Genomic DNA, 20,829 nt, shown 5'->3' with positions numbered 1-20,829 from the left:
GGAATTCCGCCTGCGCACCTGCTGTTGGGTTGCGTCTGTGGGGCGGGGTGTCCTGCGTTTGTTGACGTTGTGAGGAGAGGCTTGTGCGCGCGTTCGGCGCTTTTCGGCGGGTTGTTGCGGTGGCTGGGGCGATCACTCTGGCGGTGTCGATGGTTGCCTGCGGCAGCGATCAGAAGGATGCCGCGGCCGGCCCGGATCTGGGGCTGATGAAGGCCGGCACCCTGAGGATCGGGACACTGACCGACGCCCCGCCGAACGTGTATGTGAAGGACGGCAAGTTCACCGGGTTCGACAACGACCTGATCACCGCGGTCGCGGCCAAGCTGAATCTGAAGCCCGAGTTCGTCGGGACCGACTTCTCCGCGTTGCTCTCGCAGGTGAACGGTGGCCAGTTCGACCTCGGTAGCTCGTCGATCACGGTCACGGAGGCGCGCAAGAAGACGGTTGCCTTCAGCAATGGGTACGACTTCGGCTACCTCGGGCTGAACACGACCAAGGATTCCGGTATCACGTCGTTCGACCAGCTCCAGGGCAAGCGAGTGGTCGTCGTACAGGGCACCGTCCAGGACGACTACGCGACCGGCAAGAACCTGAACCCGGTCCGAGTACCGAACTACAACGCCGCCCTCGGTCAGCTCAAGGCCGGTACGGCGGACGCGTGGGTGAGCCCGGCCGAGATCGGCGAGAAGATGGCCAAGGAGCAGGGTGGCGGCACCGTGGTCCTGGCCGCTAAGGAGCTGAGCGACGCGCCGATGGCGTTCGCGGTGGCCAAGAGCAACGACAAGCTTCGGGACGCGGTGAACAAGGCGCTCGACGAGGTGATCGCCGACGGCACCTGGACCAAGCTGGTCGAGCAGTACTACCCGGGTCGCGCCGTACCGGCGAACTTCAAGCCAGGCAGCGGGACCGTGAAGTTCACCGCGCCCAAGGCCTGAGCATGGACATCTGGTCCACGCTGAACGACACCTTCCTCGACTGGGGGTCGATGAAGGAAGTCCTGCCCGAGATGCTGAAGGTCGGGCTGGTCAACACCCTCATCCTGGCGGCCGCCTCGGTCGTGCTGGGCACTGTGCTCGGCATGATCGTGGCGGTCCTCGCCCTGTCCACCAAACCGTGGCTGCGCTGGCCGGCGAAGATCTACACCGACATCTTCCGCGGCCTGCCCGCGATCCTGACCATCCTGTTGATCGGCCAGGGCCTGTCCCCCATCACCCGGCACTGGTGGGGCCCGAACCCGTACCCGCTCGGCATCCTCGCGCTCTCCCTGATCGCGGCGGCGTACATCGGCGAGATCTTCCGGTCTGGCATCCAGAGCATCGAGAAGGGGCAACTCGAGGCGGCCCGCGCGCTCGGGTTCAGCTACACCGATGGGATGCGGTTGGTCGTCATCCCGCAGGGTGTACGGCGGGTGCTGCCGGCGCTCGTGAATCAGTTCATCGCGCTGGTGAAGGAGTCCAGTCTGGTCTACTTCCTCGGCCTGCTGGCGAGTCAGCGCGAACTGTTCCGGATCGGCCAGGACGCTGCCGCGACCAACGGCAACCTTTCGCCGTTGCTGCTCGCCGGCATCTTCTACCTGATCATCACGGTGCCGCTGACTCACTTGGTGAACCACTTCGACAAGCGGCTGCGCGAAGGCCGACCGGCCGAGCCCGAAGATGTGAAGCTGGAGGAGCTCGCGCATGCGAACCATTGAGGCCACGAGCCTGGAGGTGACCGGTGTCGAGCTCGCTTTCGGCAACAACAAGGTCCTGCGCGGCGTGAACCTCGCCGTACCAGCCGGGCACACCGCCTGTGTGATCGGGCCGTCGGGATCCGGGAAGTCGACGTTGCTGCGTGCAATCAACCGCCTTCTCGAGCCGGATGCCGGTGACGTGTTGCTGGGTGGAGAGTCGGTACTGCGGGGTGACGCCGACGTACTGCGGCGCCGTATCGGGATGGTGTTCCAGCACTTCAACCTGTTCCCGCACAAGAGCGTGCTCGACAACATCACGCTTCCGCTCCGCAAGATCAAGCAGCTCGACATCGAGGCCGCACAGTCCGCGGCTCGCGCGCAGCTCGAGCTCGTCGGCCTTGCACACAAGGCCGGAGCGCGGCCCGGGACACTGTCCGGCGGGCAGCAGCAGCGGGTCGCGATCGCGCGGGCGCTTGCGATGAAGCCCGAGGTGATGCTGTTCGACGAGGCGACGTCCGCACTCGATCCTGAGCTGGTCAAGGGCGTGCTCGCATTGATGGCTGACCTCGCTCAGACCGGGATGACGATGGTCGTGGTCACCCACGAGATGGGGTTCGCGCGCGAGGTCGCCGACCAGGTCGCGTTCATGGACCAGGGTGTCGTGGTGGAGTCCGGCGTACCGGAGCAGATCTTCACCGACGCGGATTCGCCACGGCTGCGGCAGTTCCTCGCTCAGGTCCTCTGAGGAGAGCGCTGGTGGAAAGGTCGGCCTGGGCGCACGATGGAGGTCACAGCTACACCTGGGGGTAGCCATGTCGATCTACCGTCGTTCCGCGGCACGCTGGATTCGCCGACTCGTGATCGGGGCAGTCGCGATCGGATTGATCGCCCTGCCCGGTCCTGCGGCGACTGCGAGGCCTCAAACAGCTGCTGTCGTCACAAGGGCGAAGTACGTCTATCTCACCTTTGACGACGGCCCGAGTTCGCCGTACACCGCGCAGATACTGAAGATTCTTCGCGCCTACGGGGCGAGGGCAACGTTCTTCGAGATCGGCAAGAACGTCAAGAGCTACCCGGCCCAGACCCGCCGCGTCTACCAAATGGGCAACAGCGTGCAGAACCACACCTGGTCGCACCCGGACCTACGGAACGTCTCCGCGGCGACGTTCAGGGCCCAGGTCCTGACGACGGACCGATACATCCGGGCCCAGACGGGGTACACCCCGCGCTGTCTCCGACCGCCGTACGGCTCGACGAACAAGCTGGTCTCCCGGCGGGCCGCTGCGCTCGGCAAGAAGGTCCGCGTCTGGACCATCGACACCCGCGACTGGTCTCGGCCCGGAACCTCCGTGATCGTGCGCCGAGCGCTTGCGAACGTGCATAGCGGCTCGGTGATCCTGATGCATGACGGCGGCGGCAACCGCAGCCAGACGGTGGCCGCGCTGCCGACCATCCTGAAGACCCTCAAAGCCAGGGGGTACAGCTTCACCACGATGTCCTGCACCTAAAGCGTCCGGTATCCGTGACTTGTTGAGGCGGAAGCGGCGTGGGTGCTGGCTTTCCGCGTCGGCGTGCACAGGGTGGTCGGGAGGAAGTGAGCCACCCACCGCCCTGGGGGACGCATGGATGTTCGCTTGACGCGCACCGGCAACCGAATGGTCGGTCTGGCCATGATGATGCTGGTGAGTGCGGTGATCGGCACTGTCGTGGTCGCGGCCGCGAAATCACCCGCCAAGCCGCCTACGCCTGCCCTCTCCGCACCGGCTGCCGCTGCGCCGACCAAGACGCCACTGCCCACCAAGTACGTCGTACTGACCTTCGACGACGGACCCGATGTCGAGTACACGCCGAAGGTGCTGCAGGTCCTGGCTGCGTACGACGCGAAGGCGACCTTCTTCGAGGTCGGTCAGAACGTCCGCAAGCACCCTGAGCTCACCAAGCGCATCCACGACGCCGGCCACAGCGTGGAGAACCACACCTGGACCCACGCCGATCTCCGCAAGCTCAGTGCGGCCGCGTTCCGGCAGGAGGTCACGTCGACGGACCAGGCGATCCGGGCGCAGATCGGGAGTACGCCGGCCTGCCTGCGTCCGCCGTACGGCGGGGTGAGCGCGACCGTCCGTCAACGGGCGAAGGCGTTGGGTAAGGACCTGGTCGTGTGGACCGTCGACTCGCGCGACTGGACCAAACCGGGCACGACCGCCATCGTGCAACGCGTGCTAAAGAACGTGCACAGCGGTTCGGTGATCCTGATGCACGACGGCGGCGGCAACCGGAGTCAGACGGTGGCCGCGCTGCCGACCATCCTCAAGGCGCTGAAGGCGCAGGGCTACGGCTTCCGCACTCTGACCTGCTAGGACATCGCACTGACCAGCGGTACGACGTCGGCGATCGACTCGACGATCCGCGTCGGACGATAAGGGAATCGGTCGACCTCGTGCTCACCTGTCGAGCCGGACAGGACGAGCACGCTGCGGAGACCGGCCTCGAGACCGCTGATGATGTCGGTGTCCATTCTGTCGCCGATCATCACTGTGGTTTCAGAGTGCGCTTCGATTCGGTTCAGCGCGCTGCGCATCATGAGCGGGTTCGGCTTGCCGACGAAGTACGGCGCGACGCCGGTGGCTCGAGTGATCAGCGCGGCCACCGAGCCGGTCGCCGGCAGCGGGCCTTCTTGTGACGGACCGGTCGGATCCGGGTTGGTCGCGAGGAAGCGTGCTCCGTCGGTGATCAGCCGGATCGCCTTGGTGATCGCCTCGAACGAGTACGTGCGGGTCTCGCCGAGCACCACGTAGTCCGGCTCCCGCTCGGTCAGCACGTACCCGATCTCGTGCAGCGCCGTGGTCAGCCCCGCCTCGCCGATCACGTACGCGGTCCCGCCCGGGCGCTGGTCGTCCAGGAACTGGGCGGTGGCGAGCGCACTGGTCCAGATCGCCGTCTCCGGGATGTCGATGCCCGCGGCAAGCAGGCGGGCCCGGAGGTCGCGCGGCGTGAAGATCGAGTTGTTCGTGAGGACAAGGAACTTCTTGCCGGACGACTGCAGCGCCGTGATGAACTCACCGGCTCCGGGGATGGCGCGCTCCTCGTGCACCAGCACGCCGTCCATGTCGGTCAGCCAGCTCTCCACCGGTTTGTGCTCGGTCACGCGGCTCATCGTAGTGGCCAGCCCCGCGAGAACGCGGAAACTGTCGGTGGCGGCCGCAAGAATGCGGCCATGGAGTTGTCCGGGTACCGAGAGTTATGGCGAACGCACGGAGTGATGACGCTGCTCGTGTCATCGCTGCTGGCGCGGCTGCCGATGCTCGCCACGATGGTGCCGATCGCCTTCCTCGCGAAGGACGCGAGCGGCTCCTTCCGCTGGGCGGGCGTCGTCGCCGGTGCGTATTCGATCGGTACGGCGATTGCCGGGCCGCTCTGGTCGCGGACGGCCGATCGCCGTGGTCCTCGGGGCGTCCTGCTGGTGACCGGGCTCGCCTGGAGCGTCGCGCTTCTCGCCATCGCTCTCCTGCCCGCATCTCAGCATCGATTACTCCCGGCCTTGGCGGTGATCGCCGGTGCGCTCGTGCCTCCGGTGATGCAGACGTTGCGGGCTGCCTGGCCTCGAGTGGTCCAGGGTCCGGCGCTGCGGACGGCGTACTCCGTGGATGCGACCGCGCAGGAGTTGCTCTTCATGGTCGGGCCGATGCTCGGGGCAACCGCGGTGAGCGTGGCCAGCCCACGACTCGGCGTCCTGCTCGCGGCGGCGATGTCAGCGGTCTTCATCTGGTGGTATGTGCTCCGACAACCCAAGCCGCTCCCGCGCGACCAGCGCACCGAGGTGCCGCTGACCGCGCGGCAACTGCTCTGGCATCGGCACCGGTTGCCGTTGATTCTCGCGTTCGGCCTCTGGGTGATGTCGTTCAACGGGATCTCGCTGGGCATCGTCGCGTTCGCCGACGAGCACGGTCAACGGCTGATCGCCGGGATCTTCGAAGCCGTCTGGGCGTTCGGCAGCCTGGTCGGAGGTGCCGTCGCGGGCGCGTTGCCTGGTCGGCGTACGTCGTACTTGTGGCGGCGGGCTGCTCTGGTCGCGGCCGGGATGCTGCTGTGCGTGTTCGCGACCTGGTCGTCGGTGTCGCTGGGCGTCGCGTTGATGCTGTCGGGGCTGACGTTGGCGCCGGCGATCGGCGCGCTGTACGGGCGGCTGGGGGCGTTGACGCCGGATGTCGCGCGGACCGAGGTGTTCGGGTGGATGGGCAGCGCGGCGACGGGTGGTGCTGCGATCGGGGCGGCTTTGTCGGGCGCGATCATCGAGGTGTACGGCGTGCGGTACGTCTGGCTGCTGGCCGCCGTACTCGCGGGTGCGTCGACGTTGCTGCTGCTTAGAGTGCCGCCTGAACGAGGTGCTGAGTCGTCGACGGAGTCTGAAGTTGGGCCCGGGTTAGCTGGCGGCAGCCTGGTCGGCGAGGATGCGTAGTTGCTCGACCATCGCGTTCGGGTCGTCGGCGGCGTACACGGCTGAGCCGGCCACGAACACGTCGGCGCCGGCCTCGGCGCACTGCTCGATGGTGTCGGCCGAGACGCCGCCGTCGATCTCGATCCACAGGTCGAGGCCGTGCTTGTCGAGCAACTGGCGGGTACGGCGGATCTTCGGCACGCAGACCTCGAGGAACTTCTGCCCGCCGAAGCCCGGCTCCACCGTCATGATCAGGATCATGTCGAGCTCGGACAGCAGGTCCTCGTACGGCTCGATCGCGGTGGCGGGCTTGAGTGCCATCGCGGCGCGCGCACCCTTCGCCCGGATCTCCCGCGCGGTCCGGATCGGCGCCCGGCAGGCCTCGACGTGGAACGTGACACTCGACGCCCCCGCCTCGACGTACCCAGGTGCCCAGCGATCCGGGTCCTCGATCATCAGGTGACAGTCGAGCGGCGTGTCGGTCGCCTTGGCGAGGGACTCGACCACGGGCATCCCGAGGGTCAGATTCGGCACGAAGTGGTTGTCCATCACGTCGACATGCAGCCAGTCCGCGTTCGAAACGGCCGCCGCCTCCTCAGCCAACCGCGCAAAGTCGGCAGACAGGATGCTAGGCGCGATCTGAATCCCCATGGAGCCAATCTATCGAGCCTCAACCCAGCTGCCGCTAGGTGGTCCGCATGACCCACTGAACGGCCTGGTCCACGGACTCAACGGTTCTGACGTCGGTGGGAACGGGTGGGCGGCGGATCACGAGGACCGGGAGGTGGAGTTGGCGCGCGGCATCGAGTTTGGCCGAGGTGGCTTGGCCGCCGCTGTCCTTGGTGACCATGACGTCGATGCGGTGTTCGCGGAGAAGAGCCAGCTCGTCGGCGAGGGCGAACGGGCCGCGGGCGAGGACCAGGGTGCACCACGACGGGCGAGGTTCGGGCGGATCGACGCAGCGGGCGAGCGTCCAGAGCCCCGGCCTCGACTTCCCAGGGCGAGCGAAAGCGTCGAGGCCTTGACGCCCGATCGTCAAGAACACGCGCGACCCGAGGCTCGGCAGCAGCTCGGCAGCCGCGGACGGCGAGTCCGCCCAATGCCAGTTGTCGCCACGACCAGGAGTCCAGCCCGGACGGCGAAGTACGAGCAGCGGCACGTCGGTCACGCGGCTCGCTGCGACTATATGCGCGGTCATGGTCGCGGCGAATGGATGCGTCGCATCGATCACAGCGTCGACCGGATGAGCGCGGAGCCAGTCCGCAAGACCGTCGGCGCCGCCGAACCCACCCGTCCGCACCTCGCCAACCGGCACGCGTGCATTAGTCGTACGCCCCGCCAGTGACGAGACGACATCGATCCCCGCAGCGACGAGGAGCTCCGCGAGCGTCCGCGCCTCACCAGTACCGCCGAGGAGCAGAACCTTCATCGCGGGCGGTCGATTGAGTAGAGGTGGCTGTCTCGGAAGGTCGTTGCTGAGAGCACCTTTCCGACGATGATGACGGCGGTGCGGCGGATGCCGGCGGACTTCACCTGGTCGGCGATGTCGGCCAACGTCCCGCGCAGAATCACCTCGTCGTCGCGGGAGGCACGCGCGACAACCGCGACCGGGCAGTCCGAGCCGTAGTTCGACACGAGCTCCGCGACAACGCGATCGATCTGCTGCACCGCGAGATGCAGCACGAGAGTCGCGCGGCTGACACCAAGGGTCCCAAGGTCCTCGCCGGCGGGCATTGCGCTCGCGCTGCCGCTGATGCGGGTCAGGATGACGGTCTGGCCGACCTCGGGGACGGTCAATTCGCGGCCGAGGGTTGCCGCCGCGGCGGCGTACGCGGGGACTCCGGGAGTCACGTCGTACGGGATGTTCAGCGTGTCGAGGCGGCGCATCTGTTCGGCCATCGCGCTGAAGACGGACGGGTCGCCGGAGTGGAGTCGGGCGACGTCGTGGCCTTCGGCGTGAGCGGCCGCGAGTTCGGCGATGATCTCGTCGAGGTTCAGGTTCGCGGTGTCGATCTTGCGGGCGCCGAGTGGGCAGTGGTCGAGGAGTTCGACCGGGACGAGCGCACCGGCGTACAGGCAGACCGGTGAGGCAGCGATCAGGTCGCGGCCGCGGACGGTGATCAGATCAGCAGCACCAGGGCCGGCGCCGATGAAGTGGACAGTCACTTCGTCAGGCTCCAGATCGTGACCGGCATCGCCGGACGCCAGCCGGTCATCGTGCCGACGGCCGAGGCGCGCTGCACCTCGAGACGGACGAGATCGCCGCCACGGGCTTTGTACCACTGGGCGATAAGCGACTCAGTTTCCAACGTGACACCGTTGGCCACCAACCGGCCGCCGGGCTTCAACGCATCCCAACAGGCATCGAACATGCCCGCCGCCGTCGCTCCCCCACCGATGAAGATCGCGTCCGGCGACTCGAGCCCTGCCAGAGCGGCCGGTGCAGAACCAAGGACAGTGGTGACTGCCGCGCCGAGGTTCGACACGTTGCGCTCGAGGCGTTTCGCCCGGTCCGGATCGCGTTCGATCGCGATCGCTCGGCAGGACGGATGGTGCCGCGACCACTCGATCGCGATGCTGCCGGCCCCACCACCGATATCCCACAACAGGTGCCCCGGCGCGGGCGCGAGTCGAGACAACGTAACTGCGCGTACTTCGCGCTTGGTCAGCTGACCGTCGTTCTCGTACAAATCATCGGGCAGACCAGGCACGGTCGACATCACCGGAGCATCGGTCTGGCAGAGAAGCCCGATGACGTTGAGAGCGTCGACGTCGTGTGACCAGTCGGCCGGTTGCGCGGTGCGGACGCGTTCGGCCGGCCCGCCGAGCTGTTCGAGGACGGTGAACGAGCTGGAACCGTAGCCGCGGGCAACCAACAGTTCAGCGACCTCGGCCGGCGTTTGGCTACCTCGGCTCAGGATGATCAACCGCCGACCAGGCTGGAGGTGTGGATGCAGCCGCTCGACCGGATTGCTCACCAGGCTGACCACCTGTACCTGGTCCTGCGGCCAGCCGAGTCGCGCACACGCCAGCGACACGCTCGACGGATGCGGGATCACCTTCACCGCATCCGCGCCGAGCATGCGCACCAGCGTCGTACCGATGCCGTGGAAGGTCGGGTCCCCACTCGCGAGAACACAGATCTGTCGGCCGGAGTGCTGCGACAGAAGCCCAGGAAGCGCCTCGGACAGCGGCGATGGCCACGCGACTCGCACGGCACCGACTGACGGGACCAATGCGAGCTGGCGAGTGCTGCCCATCAGGACCTCGGCCGCCTCGACGGCTGCTCGGGCAGCCGGTGACAGGCCGTCCCACCCGTCGGCGCCCACGCCTACAACCGTGACGAGTTCAACCGGCATGGCCGAGGACCTTCGTGATAGCGATCTCGATGACGACGCGCTGCGGATTCGGCCGCGGCTCCTTGTAGCGCTTCGCGTACCGCCGCTCAGCATCGCGCACCCGGTCGGGGTCATCGATCACCACGGCCCGCCCCTCGATCGTGCTCCACCGCCGCCCGTCCACCTGCGTGACCGCAACGGCCGCCTCCCCGAGCCGACGGATCGTCCGGGCCTTGTACGACGTACCCGAGCAAATCACCCGCACCACCCCGGCCTCGACGTCCAGCATCGCCCCGACCGGCGTCGCGTGCACGGTCCCGTCCGCCCGGACAGTACTCAACACGCACAGATGCCGCTCGGTCCAGAACTCAGCCATCGGCTCACTCAACACCCAGCGATCGTAGACAAGCCGCCCCGCCCGGCGACGTGCCGGGCGGGCGGTAGGCGCTGGACCCCTCTGACCAGCGCGGTCCGGGTCAGCCGATGTCTCGGTCAGCCGATGTCGCGGCGGCGGAAGGTGGCGAAGCCGGCCAGGGTGAGCGCGGCGGCGATCGCGGTCAGCCAGATGACCGGGGTGACGGAGAAGTCGCCGCCGGGCAGGCGCGGGGTGTGGCCGTACGGGCTGAGGTTGATCATCCACTGCGGCAGGTTGAAGATCTCGCCGAACTGGCCGATCAGCAGGAACACGCCGTACAGAACCCAGCCGCCGGTGACCAGCCTCGGCGCGAAGCCGAAGAGGACGACGACGAGTGCGGTCACCAACCAGATCGCCGGGAGTTGTACTGCGGACGCCGCGAGCATCCGCGGGACCTGGCGACCCATGTTGCCCAGCGACGCACCACTCGAGATCCCGGAGCCGAGTCCGGCTACCAGAATCAGTGCACCGGTGCCGAGCAGCGCTATCAGCACATGGCTGGCCAGCCAGCGCGACCGGGTGACGCCGGTCGCGAGCAACGGCTCGGCGCGGAGCGCGCTCTCCTCCGAGCGGAGCCGGAGCGCCGCCTGGATGCCGAACGCCGAGGCGAGCAGCCCCATCACGCCCATCTCCGTCGCCAGGAACGCATCGGTGATGCCCTCCACGCCACCGAGCTTCTGCACCATCTCCTTGGCGCTGTCGCTGGTGACGAACCCGTCGACGTTGCTAGCGATGTTGCCGACCAGCAGCCCGAGCAGCAGGAATGCGAACCCCCACGCGATGAACGAGCCCCGGTGCAGCCGCCAGGCCAGCGCGAGCGGCGAGCGCAGTGACTTGGCCGCCCGTGGCGGTCCGGGACGCGGCCGCACCAGACCGGCCCCGAGGTCACGCCGCCGGATCAACGCGGTCGCGGCAGCGATCAGCACCGCCAGGAACACCAACGGAACCAGCAGTACGACGAACCGGTCACCGGCGTACGGACGGACTTGCTGTCCCCACCCGATCGGCGAGAGCCACGACACCCACTGGGTGCTGCCGTCGGACGAGGAGTCACCGATGGCCCGCAGTACGTACGCCACGCCGAGGACGATCGCGGTCAGCCCATTTGCTGCCCGCGCGCTTTCGGTGACCTGTGCGGTCACCGCACCGACACCCGCGAACGCGAGACCGGTCGCCGCCCACATCAGCCCGAACGCGAATGAGCCCTTTGTGTCAAGTCCGCTCCCCACCAACGACAGTGCGGTCACCAGACCGATCACGATGACGGTCGACGCCGAGACGATCAGCGCGGCGGTCAAAGCGGCGTACCGGCCGAGGACGCCGGCGCTGAGCAACTCCAGCCGGCCGGACTCCTCTTCGCTGCGGGTATGCCGTACGACGAGCATCGCGGCGAGCAATCCGACCAGCAGGGCACCGAACGCGGTCAACTTGAACAACGAGACCTCTCCGAGCGAGGACTCGTCGAAGATGCGCCCGTACAGCGAGACCAGGGCCGGCGACGCGTTCGACGTACGCGCGGCCTCGACCAGGGCCGCCTTGTCCGAGTAGAGGTCGATCGACGCCTTGGCCGACCCGGCCGCCGAGATCACGAACACAACGATCCAGATCGGGATCAGGACCCGGTCCCGGCGCAGCGCGAGCCGCACCAAGGTCCCGGTACCGACGAAGTCGTTCATCGCACAGCCACCTCGGGCTCTGCTGCCACGTCGTCCTCGTAGTGACGCAGGAACAGCTCCTCCAGCGTCGGGGGCTGCGCGACCAGGCTCTTGATCCCACTCGCCGACAGCTGGCGCATCACCGCGTCGAGCTGGGCGGTGTCCACCTCGCAGCGGACCCGGTTGCCCTCGACATCGAGGTCGTGGACGCCTGGGAGCTGGGCGATACCGTTCGGCGCTCCGGCCAGCTCGGCGTGGATCGACGTACGCGTCAGATGGCGCAGCTCGGACAGCGTGCCGGTCTCGACCACCTTGCCGCGACGGATGATGCTGACCCGGTCGCAGAGGGCCTCGACCTCGGACAGGATGTGGCTCGACAGCAGCACGGTCCGGTCGCGCTGGCTCTCGTCCTCGATGCACTGCCGGAACACCTCCTCCATCAGCGGGTCCAGACCGGAGGTCGGCTCGTCCAGGATCAGCAGCTCGACGTCAGACGCCAGCGCCGCGACCAGCGCGACCTTTTGCCGGTTGCCCTTGGAGTAGGTGCGGCCCTTCTTGGTCGGGTCCAGGTCGAACCGGCGGAGCAGGTCGTCGCGCCGCTTCTCGTCCAGCCCGCCACGCAGGCGGCCGAGCAGGTCGATCACCTCGCCGCCGGTCAGGTTCGGCCAGAGATTGACGTCGCCGGGGACATAGGCCAGCCGCCGGTGCAGCTTCGCCGCGTCGTGCCACGGGTCGCCGCCGAGCAGTGAGACCTCGCCGGCGTCACCCCGCAGCAGCCCGAGCAGCACGCGGATGGCGGTGGACTTCCCGGCGCCGTTCGGCCCGAGGAATCCGTGCACCTCACCGGTCGCGACCTCCAGGTCGAGACCATCGAGGGCGTGCGTACTTCCGTACGACTTGTGCAGTCCAGAGACCACGATGGCTGAAGTCATGATTCATAACGTACACTTCATTCAGAAGTTTGTGAATCTTCCTAACACGATGTTCACCTGTCAGGTAATCGGGTCACCCAGAGGAGATGATGGGGCGGTGAGTGCACACCGAGACGACGACGCCGTCAAGCGGTACACCGAGCAGTTCGGCAACCTGCTCGCCGAGACAGGCTGGCCGCGGATGGCCGGCCGGGTCTTCGCCGCGATCCTGTCCAGCGTGGACGGACGGATGACCGCCGCCGAGCTGTCCGACCAGCTGCAGGCCAGCCCCGCTGCGGTCTCCGGCGCAGTCAACTACCTGCTCCAGCTCCGCCTCGCCACCCGCGAACGCGAGCCTGGCACCCGCCGCGACGTGTACGTCGTACAGGACGACGCGTGGTACCAGACCATGATGAGCGAGGATGCCTCCCTGGTCCGCTGGTCGGAATCCCTCCGCAAGGTCCTCGACGCCTCCGGCGAAGGCACCGACGCCCACCACCGGATCCGCATCTCGCTGGGCTTCATCGACTTCATCGGCTCCGAAGTCAAAGGCCTCAGCGAACGCTGGATCAAACGCAAAGCCGAACTAGACGCCGAAATCCAAACCGACTACCCCACCTGAACCCGCCCGCGCCTGCCCGCCGTTGCGGGCTTGAACAGGGTTTGGGGGGTGGCCACAGGCTATTTCCTGTTCTGCGCCCCCGGTTGGTGTGCACAGCCCCGAGTTGTGGCTGTCCACAGGTAGGAAATTCGCGTCCGTCCGGGGGCCGGATCAGCGGCATGTTCACGGATATGAATCCGAAGTTGAGTGTGCTCGCCGCCGCCAGGCGTGGCTGGTTCAGCCGGGCCGACGCGCTAGCGGCCGGCTACAGCGACAGCGAGCTACGGCGCCGATTGCGGGCTGGGCAGTGGTCGCGCCTGTGCCGGGACGTGTACGTCGAACCTGATACCTGGCCCGTCGGCGAACAGTCATGGGACCGGGCCAGACGATTGCATGTACTGCGGACTCGCGCAGTCGTGGACAGGATGGGCGACGGAGTGGTCGTCAGCCATCAGTCCGCCGCCGTACTGCACGGCCTTCCCAGCTGGGGCCTTGATCTGAGCAAGGTTCAGGTGACCAAAGCGCTCGGCCGGGCGCGATCCGACCTGGTGACGGACGTGCACCGGTCCCGGTTCGAGCCTGGTGAGGTGACAGTGGTCGACGGCCTTCGAGTGGTCTCACCGGCCCGTGCCATTGCCGAGACGACCTGCACGTCGTCGTACGAAGTTGGGGTTGTCCTCGGAGACGCGGCACTTCACCAACGTCTGGTTACTCCGGAGGCGCTCGTGACAACGGCGGATCGCCACCCCTTCTGGCCGGGCTCGCCGGCGGCGCGAGAGGCGGCGCGGTTCGCCAACGGGCTGAGCGAGTCGGTCGGCGAATCGCGGCTGCGGGTGCTCATGGCCAACCACGGCGTACCGGCGCCGTTGTTGCAGGCAGAGATCCGCGACGAGACCGGGCGGTTGATCGGCCGGGTCGACTTCCTGGTGGCGGGCCGGCTGATCGTCGAGTTCGACGGCGCACAGAAGTACGGCGGAGTCGGTGACGTCGTGATGGCTGAGAAGTGGCGCGAGGACCGGCTCCGCGCCTGCGGCTACCGCGTCATCCGGGTGAGTTGGGCCGATCTCGCCGAGCCGGACGCCCTCGCCGACCGGATCCTCGCGGCGATCTGAGGACAGATCTCGGGACGTGCACCACCATCTGGGGGCCTTGAACAGGTTATTTCCTGTGCTCCGCCCCCACAGCCTGTTCACGGCCACGGGAGCTGGCCGGCGGGCGGCGGCTAGGGCTCGTAGATGGTGAAGATTGTGCAGTAGAGGGGTGGGGATTCTAGGCCGGGGTAGTACAGGCGGCCGGCGGGGTCGGTGAGTTTGAAGTAGGCGGTGGAGGCGCCTACCTGGGCGGGGGCTTGGAGGGACATGGTGACCGTGACGATGTCGCCGGGGTCGGCGTCGGGGACTGGGGCTCGGGGTGGGGAGCGGAGCCAGCCGGGGGTGCCGGCGGCGCCTTGGCGGGTTAGCCAGCGGTCGCGCCACGGGCGTTCGCCGCTGTTGTGGATCTCCCAGGTCTTCTCGAAGGACTGATCCCGGCAGACGCGGGTGCCGTCCGGGATGGTCTCCCCCACCAGTTCGGCGCGGTCGTCGGGGTGGTGGTCGATGGGGACGGATCCGCCCAGCAGGACCGGTTGGATGTGACGGCGTAGGTCGCGTTGTGAGGTGTCGCGGCCGGCGCGTACGGCGGCGTCCAGCTCCGTCAACTGGTTCACCAGGGACTGGCCGGCGCCGAACGAGGCGTCGTACCACTCGGTCAGTTCACGACTGGGTTTGGTGTGGCCGCGCTCGACCCGGGACAGGTGGCCCTTGTCCCAGCCGGACTCCGCGGCGGCGCGGCTCAAGGGCACACCGGCCGCTTCCCGGAGCTCGCGCATCCGGGAGCCGATCACAAAGCGAGCCTGTGCTGGCCTCATGGCGGACTCCTCGGTCCAACGCCGTTGCCCACTGCGACAACGGCGTAACCCTCTGATTCTCTGTAAATAAGTGTCACTTCGCCAGTCGCCCAGCGAAAAGGACCAACATCATGCGTACCGCCCTCATGCGCATCACCCTCACCACCCTGCTGGCCACCACCGCCGCCCTAGGCACCGGAACCCTGACCGCCAGCGCCGCCACCGGAACAGTCGTCACCGACAGCGGCCAAGGCGTCGCCATCCGGTCCGGCAACGCCACCGGCTTCGGCTCGGTCGGCACCCAGCCCAACGGACCGGTCGAGATCGACTGCCAGATCTACGGCGAGCCGGTCACCGGCAAGTACGGCCGCAGCCTGGTCTGGGACCACATCCCCGGCAAGGGCTACATCACCGACTCCTACGTCAACACCGGCAGCAGCGGCCTGATCGCTCCGCTCTGCACCAGCAACCCGCGCGCCGACAATGCCATCGCCTGGTACGCCGCCCGCAGCGGATCGACCGCCTTCCAGGGATACTGCGAGATGGCCGCCGAGAACTCGTACGGCAAGACCGCGATCTGGGCCTCCGCCAAGGCCGACTGGAACGACGCCGTCGCCCGCGGGGTCGCGCATCCCGGCGACCTGCACCCGCCGAAGGGCGCCCTGGTCTTCTGGGACCTCGCCGCACCGTACGGCCACGTCGGAGTCGCCAAGGGAGACGGCACCTTCTGGGCCACCAGCGTCAGCGGCGCCATCGGTACCCGCACGCTGCCGTACTTCAACAGCTACCTCGGTTGGGCCTGGCCCAACTTCTGAACGCGAGCACCCGGACGCGCGTCCCGCCCCTCACGCGTCCGGGTGCTCGACCCTGTCCAGCCAGTCGCTGACCAACGCGCGATACAGAGCCATCCGCTGGACCGGCAGGTCATGACCTTCCTGGTCCAGTACGGCGTACGTCGCCCGCGGATAGTCGTCGAGGATCGGCCAGGCATCGGCATAGCCCGTCATCGTGTCCTGCCGGCCGGTCACGATCAGCGTCGGTCCTTCGAAACGTACGGCCGGATCCTCGCGGAGCGAATAGGTCGCGACGTCGCCCTGGATCCGGCCCAGGAACTCAAGATCAGCCTGCGCCTCGGCCGGGTCGTAGTACCGGCGCTGCTTGTCCTGCCAGGCTTCCTGGTACGCCGGGGAGTTGATCAGGTGCTCGTCCGTCGGCAACGTTCGCTTGCTGCGGTCGACGATGATGCCAGGCACACGTAGCAGCAGACCGAGGACCCGGGACGGATCGCGCTTCACGATGCCGCGGGCGTGCAGGCCGCCGGCCGACGTACCCGCCAAAGCGAACCGCTCGGAACCGACGAGCTCGTCCACCAGTTCGAGGATCGCCTCAAGCATGCCGTCCTGGTCGACGATCGACGGCACCGCCGGCGTCTTCCCGGTGCCCGGCGGGTCGACGTAGATCCGCCGCCAGCCGGGACGACTCTCGAACAGCGGCTCGTGGACGTCTTGACCTTCTCCGTTGGCGCCACCCCAGCCAGGCAGGAAGACGATCGGCCGTCCGTCACCGAAGGACTCGTAGTACATACGACCGACCCTAGCGACGGACGGACGAGTCAGCGAGGGTTTCTCTCGCCGGCAGAACGCGGCGGGCGTTCGCCGGAACCGCGCTCGATCAGGCCGCACGGCAGCACGATCCGCTGCGGCGGGCGAGTGTCCGCACCCGACGCGCGGTCGAGCAGCAACCGCGCCGCGCTGCGACCGAGCTCGGCGATGTCAGAGGCAACGACCGTGACCGGCGTCGGCAGCATGTCGGCCAGCCGGAAGTCGTCGAACCCGACCACGGCCGGCTCCTGACCGAGCTCGCCCAGAGCCCGCAGTACACCTTCGGTGAGGAAGTTGGTCGAGGCAAAGATCGCGGTCGGCGGATCGGCTCGCAGCATCACCTCACGGGTCGCCTTCTCGGCGGCCTCCGCGTTGCCCTCGGGCAGCTGGATGACCAGCGACTCGTCGACGTCGATCCCCGCGGCCCGGTGCGCCCGGCGGAACCCGCGCAGCCGCCGTCCGATCGTGTAGTACGACGGCGCGAGCAGGATCGCAATCCGCTCATGTCCCTGTGCCAGCAGGTGATCGGTGGCCAGCTTCCCGCCGCCCTCGTTGTCGACCATCACGATGTCCGCGTCGATACCGGTCGCCGGTCGGTCGACGAACACCACCGGTACGCCGGCGCCCTGCAGGAACGCGTGATCGCCCTGGTCTGGCACGATCATCAGCCCGGCCACCTGCCGACTCACCAACTCCTGGATCGCTCGCTTCTCGCCCTCGGGATCCTCGTCGACGCTACCCAGTACGACGGCGAAGCCCGACTGCCCGGCGACCTCGAGCGAGGACTTCGCGATCGTCGCGTAGAACGGGTTCGTCAGGTCGCCCAGCACCAGGGCCAGACTGGTCGACTTCTTGCCCGGCCGGAGTGCCCGGGCGACCTCGTTGCGCTGGAACCCGAGCTCGTCGATCGCGGCCCGGACCCGCTGCGCGGTCTCGTCCCGGACACCGTGGCCGCCGTTCACCACGCGCGACACCGTGCCGAGGCCGACGCCGGCCCGGCGAGCGACGTCGATCATCGTCGGCCGGGCGACCTCTGGCTTGGTTGGAAACGTTTCGGGCACGGGGTTGACTTCCTTTTCGGGACACGGCATCGTCACCCAACAGTAAAGCGTTGGAAACGTTACCGTCCAGGAGGCCGGATGACTTCTTCTCCCGAGCGGATTGTAGGGACTTCTCCAGTCAAGCAGCGGCGGTCCGGGCGCGGTGGGATGAGCCGGAACGCCGGCTCCGACGTGAAGGCGGCGTACCTGTTCATCGCACCCGCGATCATCGGGTTCCTGGTCTTCGTGGGGTATCCGCTGGTCCGGTCGTTCTACCTCGCGCTGACGAAGTACAACGGGCTGACCGATCCGGTCTTCATTGGCCTGGGCAACTTTCGCCGACTCTTCACGACCGACCCGGCGTTCTGGCCGGCGCTGAAGGCGACCGCGTACCTGGTCGTCCTCTATGTCCCGCTGTCGCTGGTCCTCGGGCTGGCGCTGGCGATGTTCCTGAACCAGCGGTTCGCCGGGGTGCGGGTGGTCCGGACGCTGGCGTACCTGCCGGTCGTCCTGCCCGCGGTCGCGACGATCACGCTGTGGAAGTTCATCCTCGACCCACAGGTCGGCCTGCTGAACACGATCCTCGACCGGCTCGGGTTGCCGACGAGCCTGTGGTTGCAGAGCCCGAACACGTCGATGCCTTCCGTCGTACTGGTGATGCTGTGGGGCGTCGGCGGGACGATGATCATCTTCCTGGCCGCGCTGCAGTCGGTGCCGACCGAGTTGTACGAGGCGGCCCGGGTGGACGGGGCCGGGTCATGGGCCGTGTTCTTCCGGATCACGCTGCCGATGATCAGCCCGATCGTGCTGCTCCAGGTGATCCTGCAGACCACGGCCGCGCTGCAGACGTTCAACCAGCCGAAGATCCTGACCAACGGCGGGCCGGGATTCAGCACCAACGTCCTGATGCTGTCGATCTACGGCAACGGGTTCCCGACCCTCGGCCGGATCCCGCAGCTCGGGTACGCCTCCGCACAGGTGTGGGTGCTGTTCATCATCATCATCGCCGTGATCGCCCTGACCGCGAAGTTCTCCTCGCTCTGGACGTACAGTGACAACACTTCTGACTGAAGCCTCCCCGTCCGGCGCGACCGAGACCGCGCGCCCGGCGAAGAAGAAACCCCGCCTTGCCGGTACGACGGCGTGGTACGTCGTCGCGTTGTTCATCTGCGCGGTGATGGTCGTACCGCTGCTGTGGATGATCACGATCGGGCTGAAGAGCCGGACGGCCGTGTTCGACATCCCGCCGAAGCTGCTGCCGCACGAGTGGACCTGGAGCAACTTCGTCAACGGCCCGAAGGCGATCCACTTCCCGCGGCTGTTCCTGAACTCGATCATCATCACCTCGCTGAGCGTGCTCGGCGGGGTGATGACGGCGATGATGGCCGGCTACGCGCTGGCCCGGTTGCGGTTCCCCGGCCGCAAGCTGTGGTTCTACCTGTTCGTCGGCAGCATGCTGCTGCCGGGTGTGGTCGGGCTGATCCCGTTGTTCCAGCTCTACAAGAGCATCGGCTGGTACGACACCTGGCTGCCGCTGATCGTGCCGGCCTTCCTGGGCGGGAATCCCCTGTTCATCTTCCTGGCCCGGCAGTACTTCCTCGCGATCCCCTATTCCATCGATGAAGCGGCCAAGATCGACGGCGCCGGACACCTGCGGATCTTCGTCAGCGTGATGCTCCCGTTGACCCGGCCGGCCTGGCTGACGATGGCGATCCTCGCGTTCCAGGCGTCCTGGAACGACTACCTGAATCCGCTGGTCTACCTGTATTCGTCCGGCAAGTGGCCGCTGTCGGTCGGGATGGCGTCGTTCGTCTCCCCGTTCGCCGGGAAGACGCCGGACTGGAGCTACTACATGGCCACCAACCTGCTCTACATGCTGCCGCCGCTGATCATCTTCTTCGCCGCGCAGCGCTACTTCATCCAGGGGCTCGGCGCTCTCGGCAGCACCACCCAGAAATAGAGGAGAATCCTTGTGAAGAGGACAATGGGCGTCGCCGCGCTGGCGTGCGCGGGGTTGCTGGTGGCAACCGCCTGCAGCAGCGGGTCGGACTCCGGCGGCTCGAGCAGCGGGCCGGTCACCGTCACGGTGATGACGTGGGAGTCGGCCGAGACGAACGTCGCGATCAAGAAGGCGCTGGCGGACTTCAAGGACGACAACGTCAAGGTCCAGCTGCTCGACACACCGAGCGGTCAGTACGGCGACAAGCTCGCATCGCTGACCCAGGCGAAGAAGCTGCCGGACCTGTTCTGGTGCGGTAACGACACCGAGCAGCAGTACACCTCGCAGGGCCTGCTGGTCGACTGGGCCGACAAGATCAAGAACGGTGACGGTGACTTCAAGTCGGACAACTTCGTCCCGTCGGCGATGGAGAACTGGAAGACGGCGGACGGTCAGATGGGCGGGCTGCCGTCGCTGATGAACACGTACGGCGTCTGGTACAACGCCGACGCGTTCACCGCGGCCGGTCTGACGCTGCCGAAGGCCGGCTGGACCTGGGACGAGATGTACGCCGACGCCGCCAAGCTGGCGAACAAGAACGGAGTGAAGTACGGCCTGGTCGCCGACAACCTGACCTCGGGCGACGGGCCGTTCACGATGAGCATGTACTCCGTTTCGGCCGGTGGCGCACCGTTCACCGACAACGTGAACCACCCGACCAAGGCCGAGGCCGACGACAAGTACCAGGAAGGCGTCACCAAGCTGGTCGCCGCGATCAAGAACGGATCGGTCGCACCTCCTGGGTACGACGCCGCGAACGTGCAGTCGTTGTTCGCGGCCGGCAAGGTGCCGATGACGTTCGGCGGGCAGTGGCTGGCAGCCGGGTTCCAGACCGACAAGCCGAAGATCAAGTACGGGTTCGCGCCGTTCCCGCAGGTGCAGACGCCGACCACGCTGTACGACTCGGTCGGCATCTGCACGCCGCAGTACACGAAGGATCAGGACGCGACGTTCAAGGTGCTGCAGTACATCAACACGAAGGTCTGGGACGCCGTACTGCCGGCTTCTCCGGTGGCGCCGCCGGCGTACACGCCGGCCCAGACGAGCTACTTCGACGCGCTCACCAAGGCCCAGCAGCCGACGGTCGCCGACACGGTCAAGGCTGACCTGTCCGCCGAGAAGACGGTCGGTGTCCGCTTCACCACCCAGTGGGCGCAGCAGGTCGGCGACCTGACCACCGCCAACTACCAGCCCATCCTGAGTGGCAAGAAGCCGGTCAGCGACCTCCCGGCGTACATCGACAAGATCAACGGATTGATCAAGCAGGGCGGCTGAAC

The 20,829-nt window shown here is 67.3% G+C and carries 23 protein-coding genes; 12 read left to right on the top strand and 11 right to left on the bottom strand.

All coding sequences use genetic code 11. The features are described 5' to 3' along the window. Window positions 1-83 precede the first annotated feature (83 nt). The 5 genes from EV650_RS30920 to EV650_RS30900 all read left to right on the top strand — a co-directional run bounded on the left by EV650_RS30920 (window position 84) and on the right by EV650_RS30900 (window position 4,029). Window positions 84-935 (top strand): substrate-binding periplasmic protein, encoded by an 852-nt coding sequence (locus EV650_RS30920; protein WP_134122476.1) that lies wholly within the window; start codon window positions 84-86, stop codon window positions 933-935. A gap of 2 nt (window positions 936-937) precedes the next feature. After that, window positions 938-1,693 (top strand): amino acid ABC transporter permease, encoded by a 756-nt coding sequence (locus EV650_RS30915; protein WP_134122475.1) that lies wholly within the window; start codon window positions 938-940, stop codon window positions 1,691-1,693. After that, window positions 1,680-2,417, top strand: coding sequence for an amino acid ABC transporter ATP-binding protein (locus EV650_RS30910; protein WP_134122474.1), 738 nt, complete (start codon window positions 1,680-1,682; stop codon window positions 2,415-2,417). The genes EV650_RS30915 and EV650_RS30910 overlap by 14 nt, the downstream gene beginning before the upstream one ends. A gap of 67 nt (window positions 2,418-2,484) precedes the next feature. Further along, on the top strand, window positions 2,485-3,180 hold the full coding sequence (locus EV650_RS30905) for a polysaccharide deacetylase family protein (RefSeq protein WP_134122473.1): 696 nt from the start codon (window positions 2,485-2,487) through the stop codon (window positions 3,178-3,180). A 114-nt stretch (window positions 3,181-3,294) separates the two neighbouring features. After that, complete coding sequence (locus EV650_RS30900; protein WP_238174550.1) at window positions 3,295-4,029, top strand: polysaccharide deacetylase family protein; 735 nt, start codon at window positions 3,295-3,297, stop codon at window positions 4,027-4,029. Here EV650_RS30900 and EV650_RS30895 read toward each other — a convergent pair. Then, window positions 4,026-4,826: an HAD-IIA family hydrolase gene (locus EV650_RS30895; protein ID WP_134122472.1), complete on the bottom strand. Its 801-nt coding sequence runs from the start codon at window positions 4,824-4,826 to the stop codon at window positions 4,026-4,028. The two genes, EV650_RS30900 and EV650_RS30895, sit on opposite strands and share 4 nt — an antisense overlap. A gap of 105 nt (window positions 4,827-4,931) precedes the next feature. Here EV650_RS30895 and EV650_RS30890 point away from each other — a divergent pair, with 105 nt between their 5' ends. Then, complete coding sequence (locus EV650_RS30890) at window positions 4,932-6,128, top strand: MFS transporter (RefSeq protein ID WP_238174549.1); 1,197 nt, start codon at window positions 4,932-4,934, stop codon at window positions 6,126-6,128. On the opposite strand, the gene rpe is transcribed toward EV650_RS30890, so the two are convergent. The 7 genes from rpe to EV650_RS30855 all read right to left on the bottom strand — a co-directional run bounded on the left by rpe (window position 6,093) and on the right by EV650_RS30855 (window position 12,447). Then, window positions 6,093-6,758: a ribulose-phosphate 3-epimerase gene (gene rpe / locus EV650_RS30885; protein ID WP_134122470.1), complete on the bottom strand. Its 666-nt coding sequence runs from the start codon at window positions 6,756-6,758 to the stop codon at window positions 6,093-6,095. The genes EV650_RS30890 and rpe overlap by 36 nt on opposite strands. A 34-nt stretch (window positions 6,759-6,792) precedes the next feature. Next, window positions 6,793-7,536: a cobalt-precorrin-6A reductase gene (locus EV650_RS30880; RefSeq protein WP_134122469.1), complete on the bottom strand. Its 744-nt coding sequence runs from the start codon at window positions 7,534-7,536 to the stop codon at window positions 6,793-6,795. Then, window positions 7,533-8,273 (bottom strand): precorrin-4 C(11)-methyltransferase, encoded by a 741-nt coding sequence (gene cobM / locus EV650_RS30875; RefSeq protein WP_134122468.1) that lies wholly within the window; start codon window positions 8,271-8,273, stop codon window positions 7,533-7,535. Before cobM ends, EV650_RS30880 begins: the two co-directional genes overlap by 4 nt. Continuing rightward, window positions 8,270-9,466, bottom strand: coding sequence for a precorrin-6y C5,15-methyltransferase (decarboxylating) subunit CbiE (gene cbiE / locus EV650_RS30870; protein WP_134122467.1), 1,197 nt, complete (start codon window positions 9,464-9,466; stop codon window positions 8,270-8,272). Before cbiE ends, cobM begins: the two co-directional genes overlap by 4 nt. Continuing rightward, window positions 9,456-9,821 (bottom strand): TIGR03618 family F420-dependent PPOX class oxidoreductase, encoded by a 366-nt coding sequence (locus tag EV650_RS30865; RefSeq protein WP_134122466.1) that lies wholly within the window; start codon window positions 9,819-9,821, stop codon window positions 9,456-9,458. The genes cbiE and EV650_RS30865 overlap by 11 nt, the downstream gene beginning before the upstream one ends. A 116-nt stretch (window positions 9,822-9,937) precedes the next feature. Then, window positions 9,938-11,536, bottom strand: a complete 1,599-nt coding sequence (locus EV650_RS30860) for an ABC transporter permease (protein ID WP_134122465.1) — start codon at window positions 11,534-11,536, stop codon at window positions 9,938-9,940. Then, a complete protein-coding gene (locus tag EV650_RS30855) occupies window positions 11,533-12,447 on the bottom strand; it encodes an ABC transporter ATP-binding protein (protein ID WP_134122464.1) in 915 nt (304 codons plus the stop codon). Before EV650_RS30855 ends, EV650_RS30860 begins: the two co-directional genes overlap by 4 nt. 97 nt (window positions 12,448-12,544) lie before the next feature. Between EV650_RS30855 and EV650_RS30850 the strand changes: the two genes are divergently transcribed. Continuing rightward, window positions 12,545-13,048, top strand: a complete 504-nt coding sequence (locus EV650_RS30850; RefSeq protein ID WP_238174548.1) for a GbsR/MarR family transcriptional regulator — start codon at window positions 12,545-12,547, stop codon at window positions 13,046-13,048. Window positions 13,049-13,218: 170 nt separating this feature from the next. Next, complete coding sequence (locus EV650_RS30845) at window positions 13,219-14,139, top strand: type IV toxin-antitoxin system AbiEi family antitoxin domain-containing protein (RefSeq protein ID WP_166678322.1); 921 nt, start codon at window positions 13,219-13,221, stop codon at window positions 14,137-14,139. 110 nt (window positions 14,140-14,249) lie between these two features. Here EV650_RS30845 and EV650_RS30840 read toward each other — a convergent pair whose 3' ends face one another. Continuing rightward, window positions 14,250-14,933 carry an NBR1-Ig-like domain-containing protein gene (locus EV650_RS30840; protein WP_134122462.1) on the bottom strand — a complete coding sequence of 228 codons (684 nt, stop codon included), beginning with the start codon at window positions 14,931-14,933 and terminating at the stop codon, window positions 14,250-14,252. Window positions 14,934-15,043: 110 nt separating this feature from the next. Here EV650_RS30840 and EV650_RS30835 point away from each other — a divergent pair, with 110 nt between their 5' ends. After that, window positions 15,044-15,727, top strand: a complete 684-nt coding sequence (locus EV650_RS30835) for a CHAP domain-containing protein (RefSeq protein WP_134122461.1) — start codon at window positions 15,044-15,046, stop codon at window positions 15,725-15,727. 30 nt (window positions 15,728-15,757) lie between these two features. Here the strand turns inward: EV650_RS30835 and EV650_RS30830 are convergent, their stop codons facing one another. Further along, window positions 15,758-16,495 (bottom strand): alpha/beta fold hydrolase, encoded by a 738-nt coding sequence (locus EV650_RS30830; RefSeq protein WP_134122460.1) that lies wholly within the window; start codon window positions 16,493-16,495, stop codon window positions 15,758-15,760. A 29-nt stretch (window positions 16,496-16,524) separates the two neighbouring features. Continuing rightward, on the bottom strand, window positions 16,525-17,574 hold the full coding sequence (locus EV650_RS30825; protein WP_238174547.1) for a LacI family DNA-binding transcriptional regulator: 1,050 nt from the start codon (window positions 17,572-17,574) through the stop codon (window positions 16,525-16,527). Window positions 17,575-17,721: 147 nt separating this feature from the next. Between EV650_RS30825 and EV650_RS30820 the strand changes: the two genes are divergently transcribed. Genes EV650_RS30820 through EV650_RS30810 form a run of 3 tightly spaced genes read left to right on the top strand, consistent with a single transcriptional unit; the run spans window position 17,722 to window position 20,827 of the window. Continuing rightward, the gene (locus EV650_RS30820) at window positions 17,722-18,624 is read left to right on the top strand and encodes a carbohydrate ABC transporter permease (RefSeq protein WP_238174546.1); all 903 of its coding nucleotides are present in this window, start codon (window positions 17,722-17,724) and stop codon (window positions 18,622-18,624) included. Then, window positions 18,605-19,513: a carbohydrate ABC transporter permease gene (locus tag EV650_RS30815; RefSeq protein ID WP_238174545.1), complete on the top strand. Its 909-nt coding sequence runs from the start codon at window positions 18,605-18,607 to the stop codon at window positions 19,511-19,513. The genes EV650_RS30820 and EV650_RS30815 overlap by 20 nt, the downstream gene beginning before the upstream one ends. Before the next feature lie 12 nt (window positions 19,514-19,525). Continuing rightward, complete coding sequence (locus tag EV650_RS30810; protein WP_134122459.1) at window positions 19,526-20,827, top strand: ABC transporter substrate-binding protein; 1,302 nt, start codon at window positions 19,526-19,528, stop codon at window positions 20,825-20,827. Window positions 20,828-20,829: the final 2 nt, after the last annotated feature.

Source organism: Kribbella kalugense (genome assembly GCF_004365875.1).
Lineage (GTDB): Bacteria > Actinomycetota > Actinomycetes > Propionibacteriales > Kribbellaceae > Kribbella > Kribbella kalugense.
This window is presented reverse-complemented; position numbering and strand designations above follow the sequence as displayed.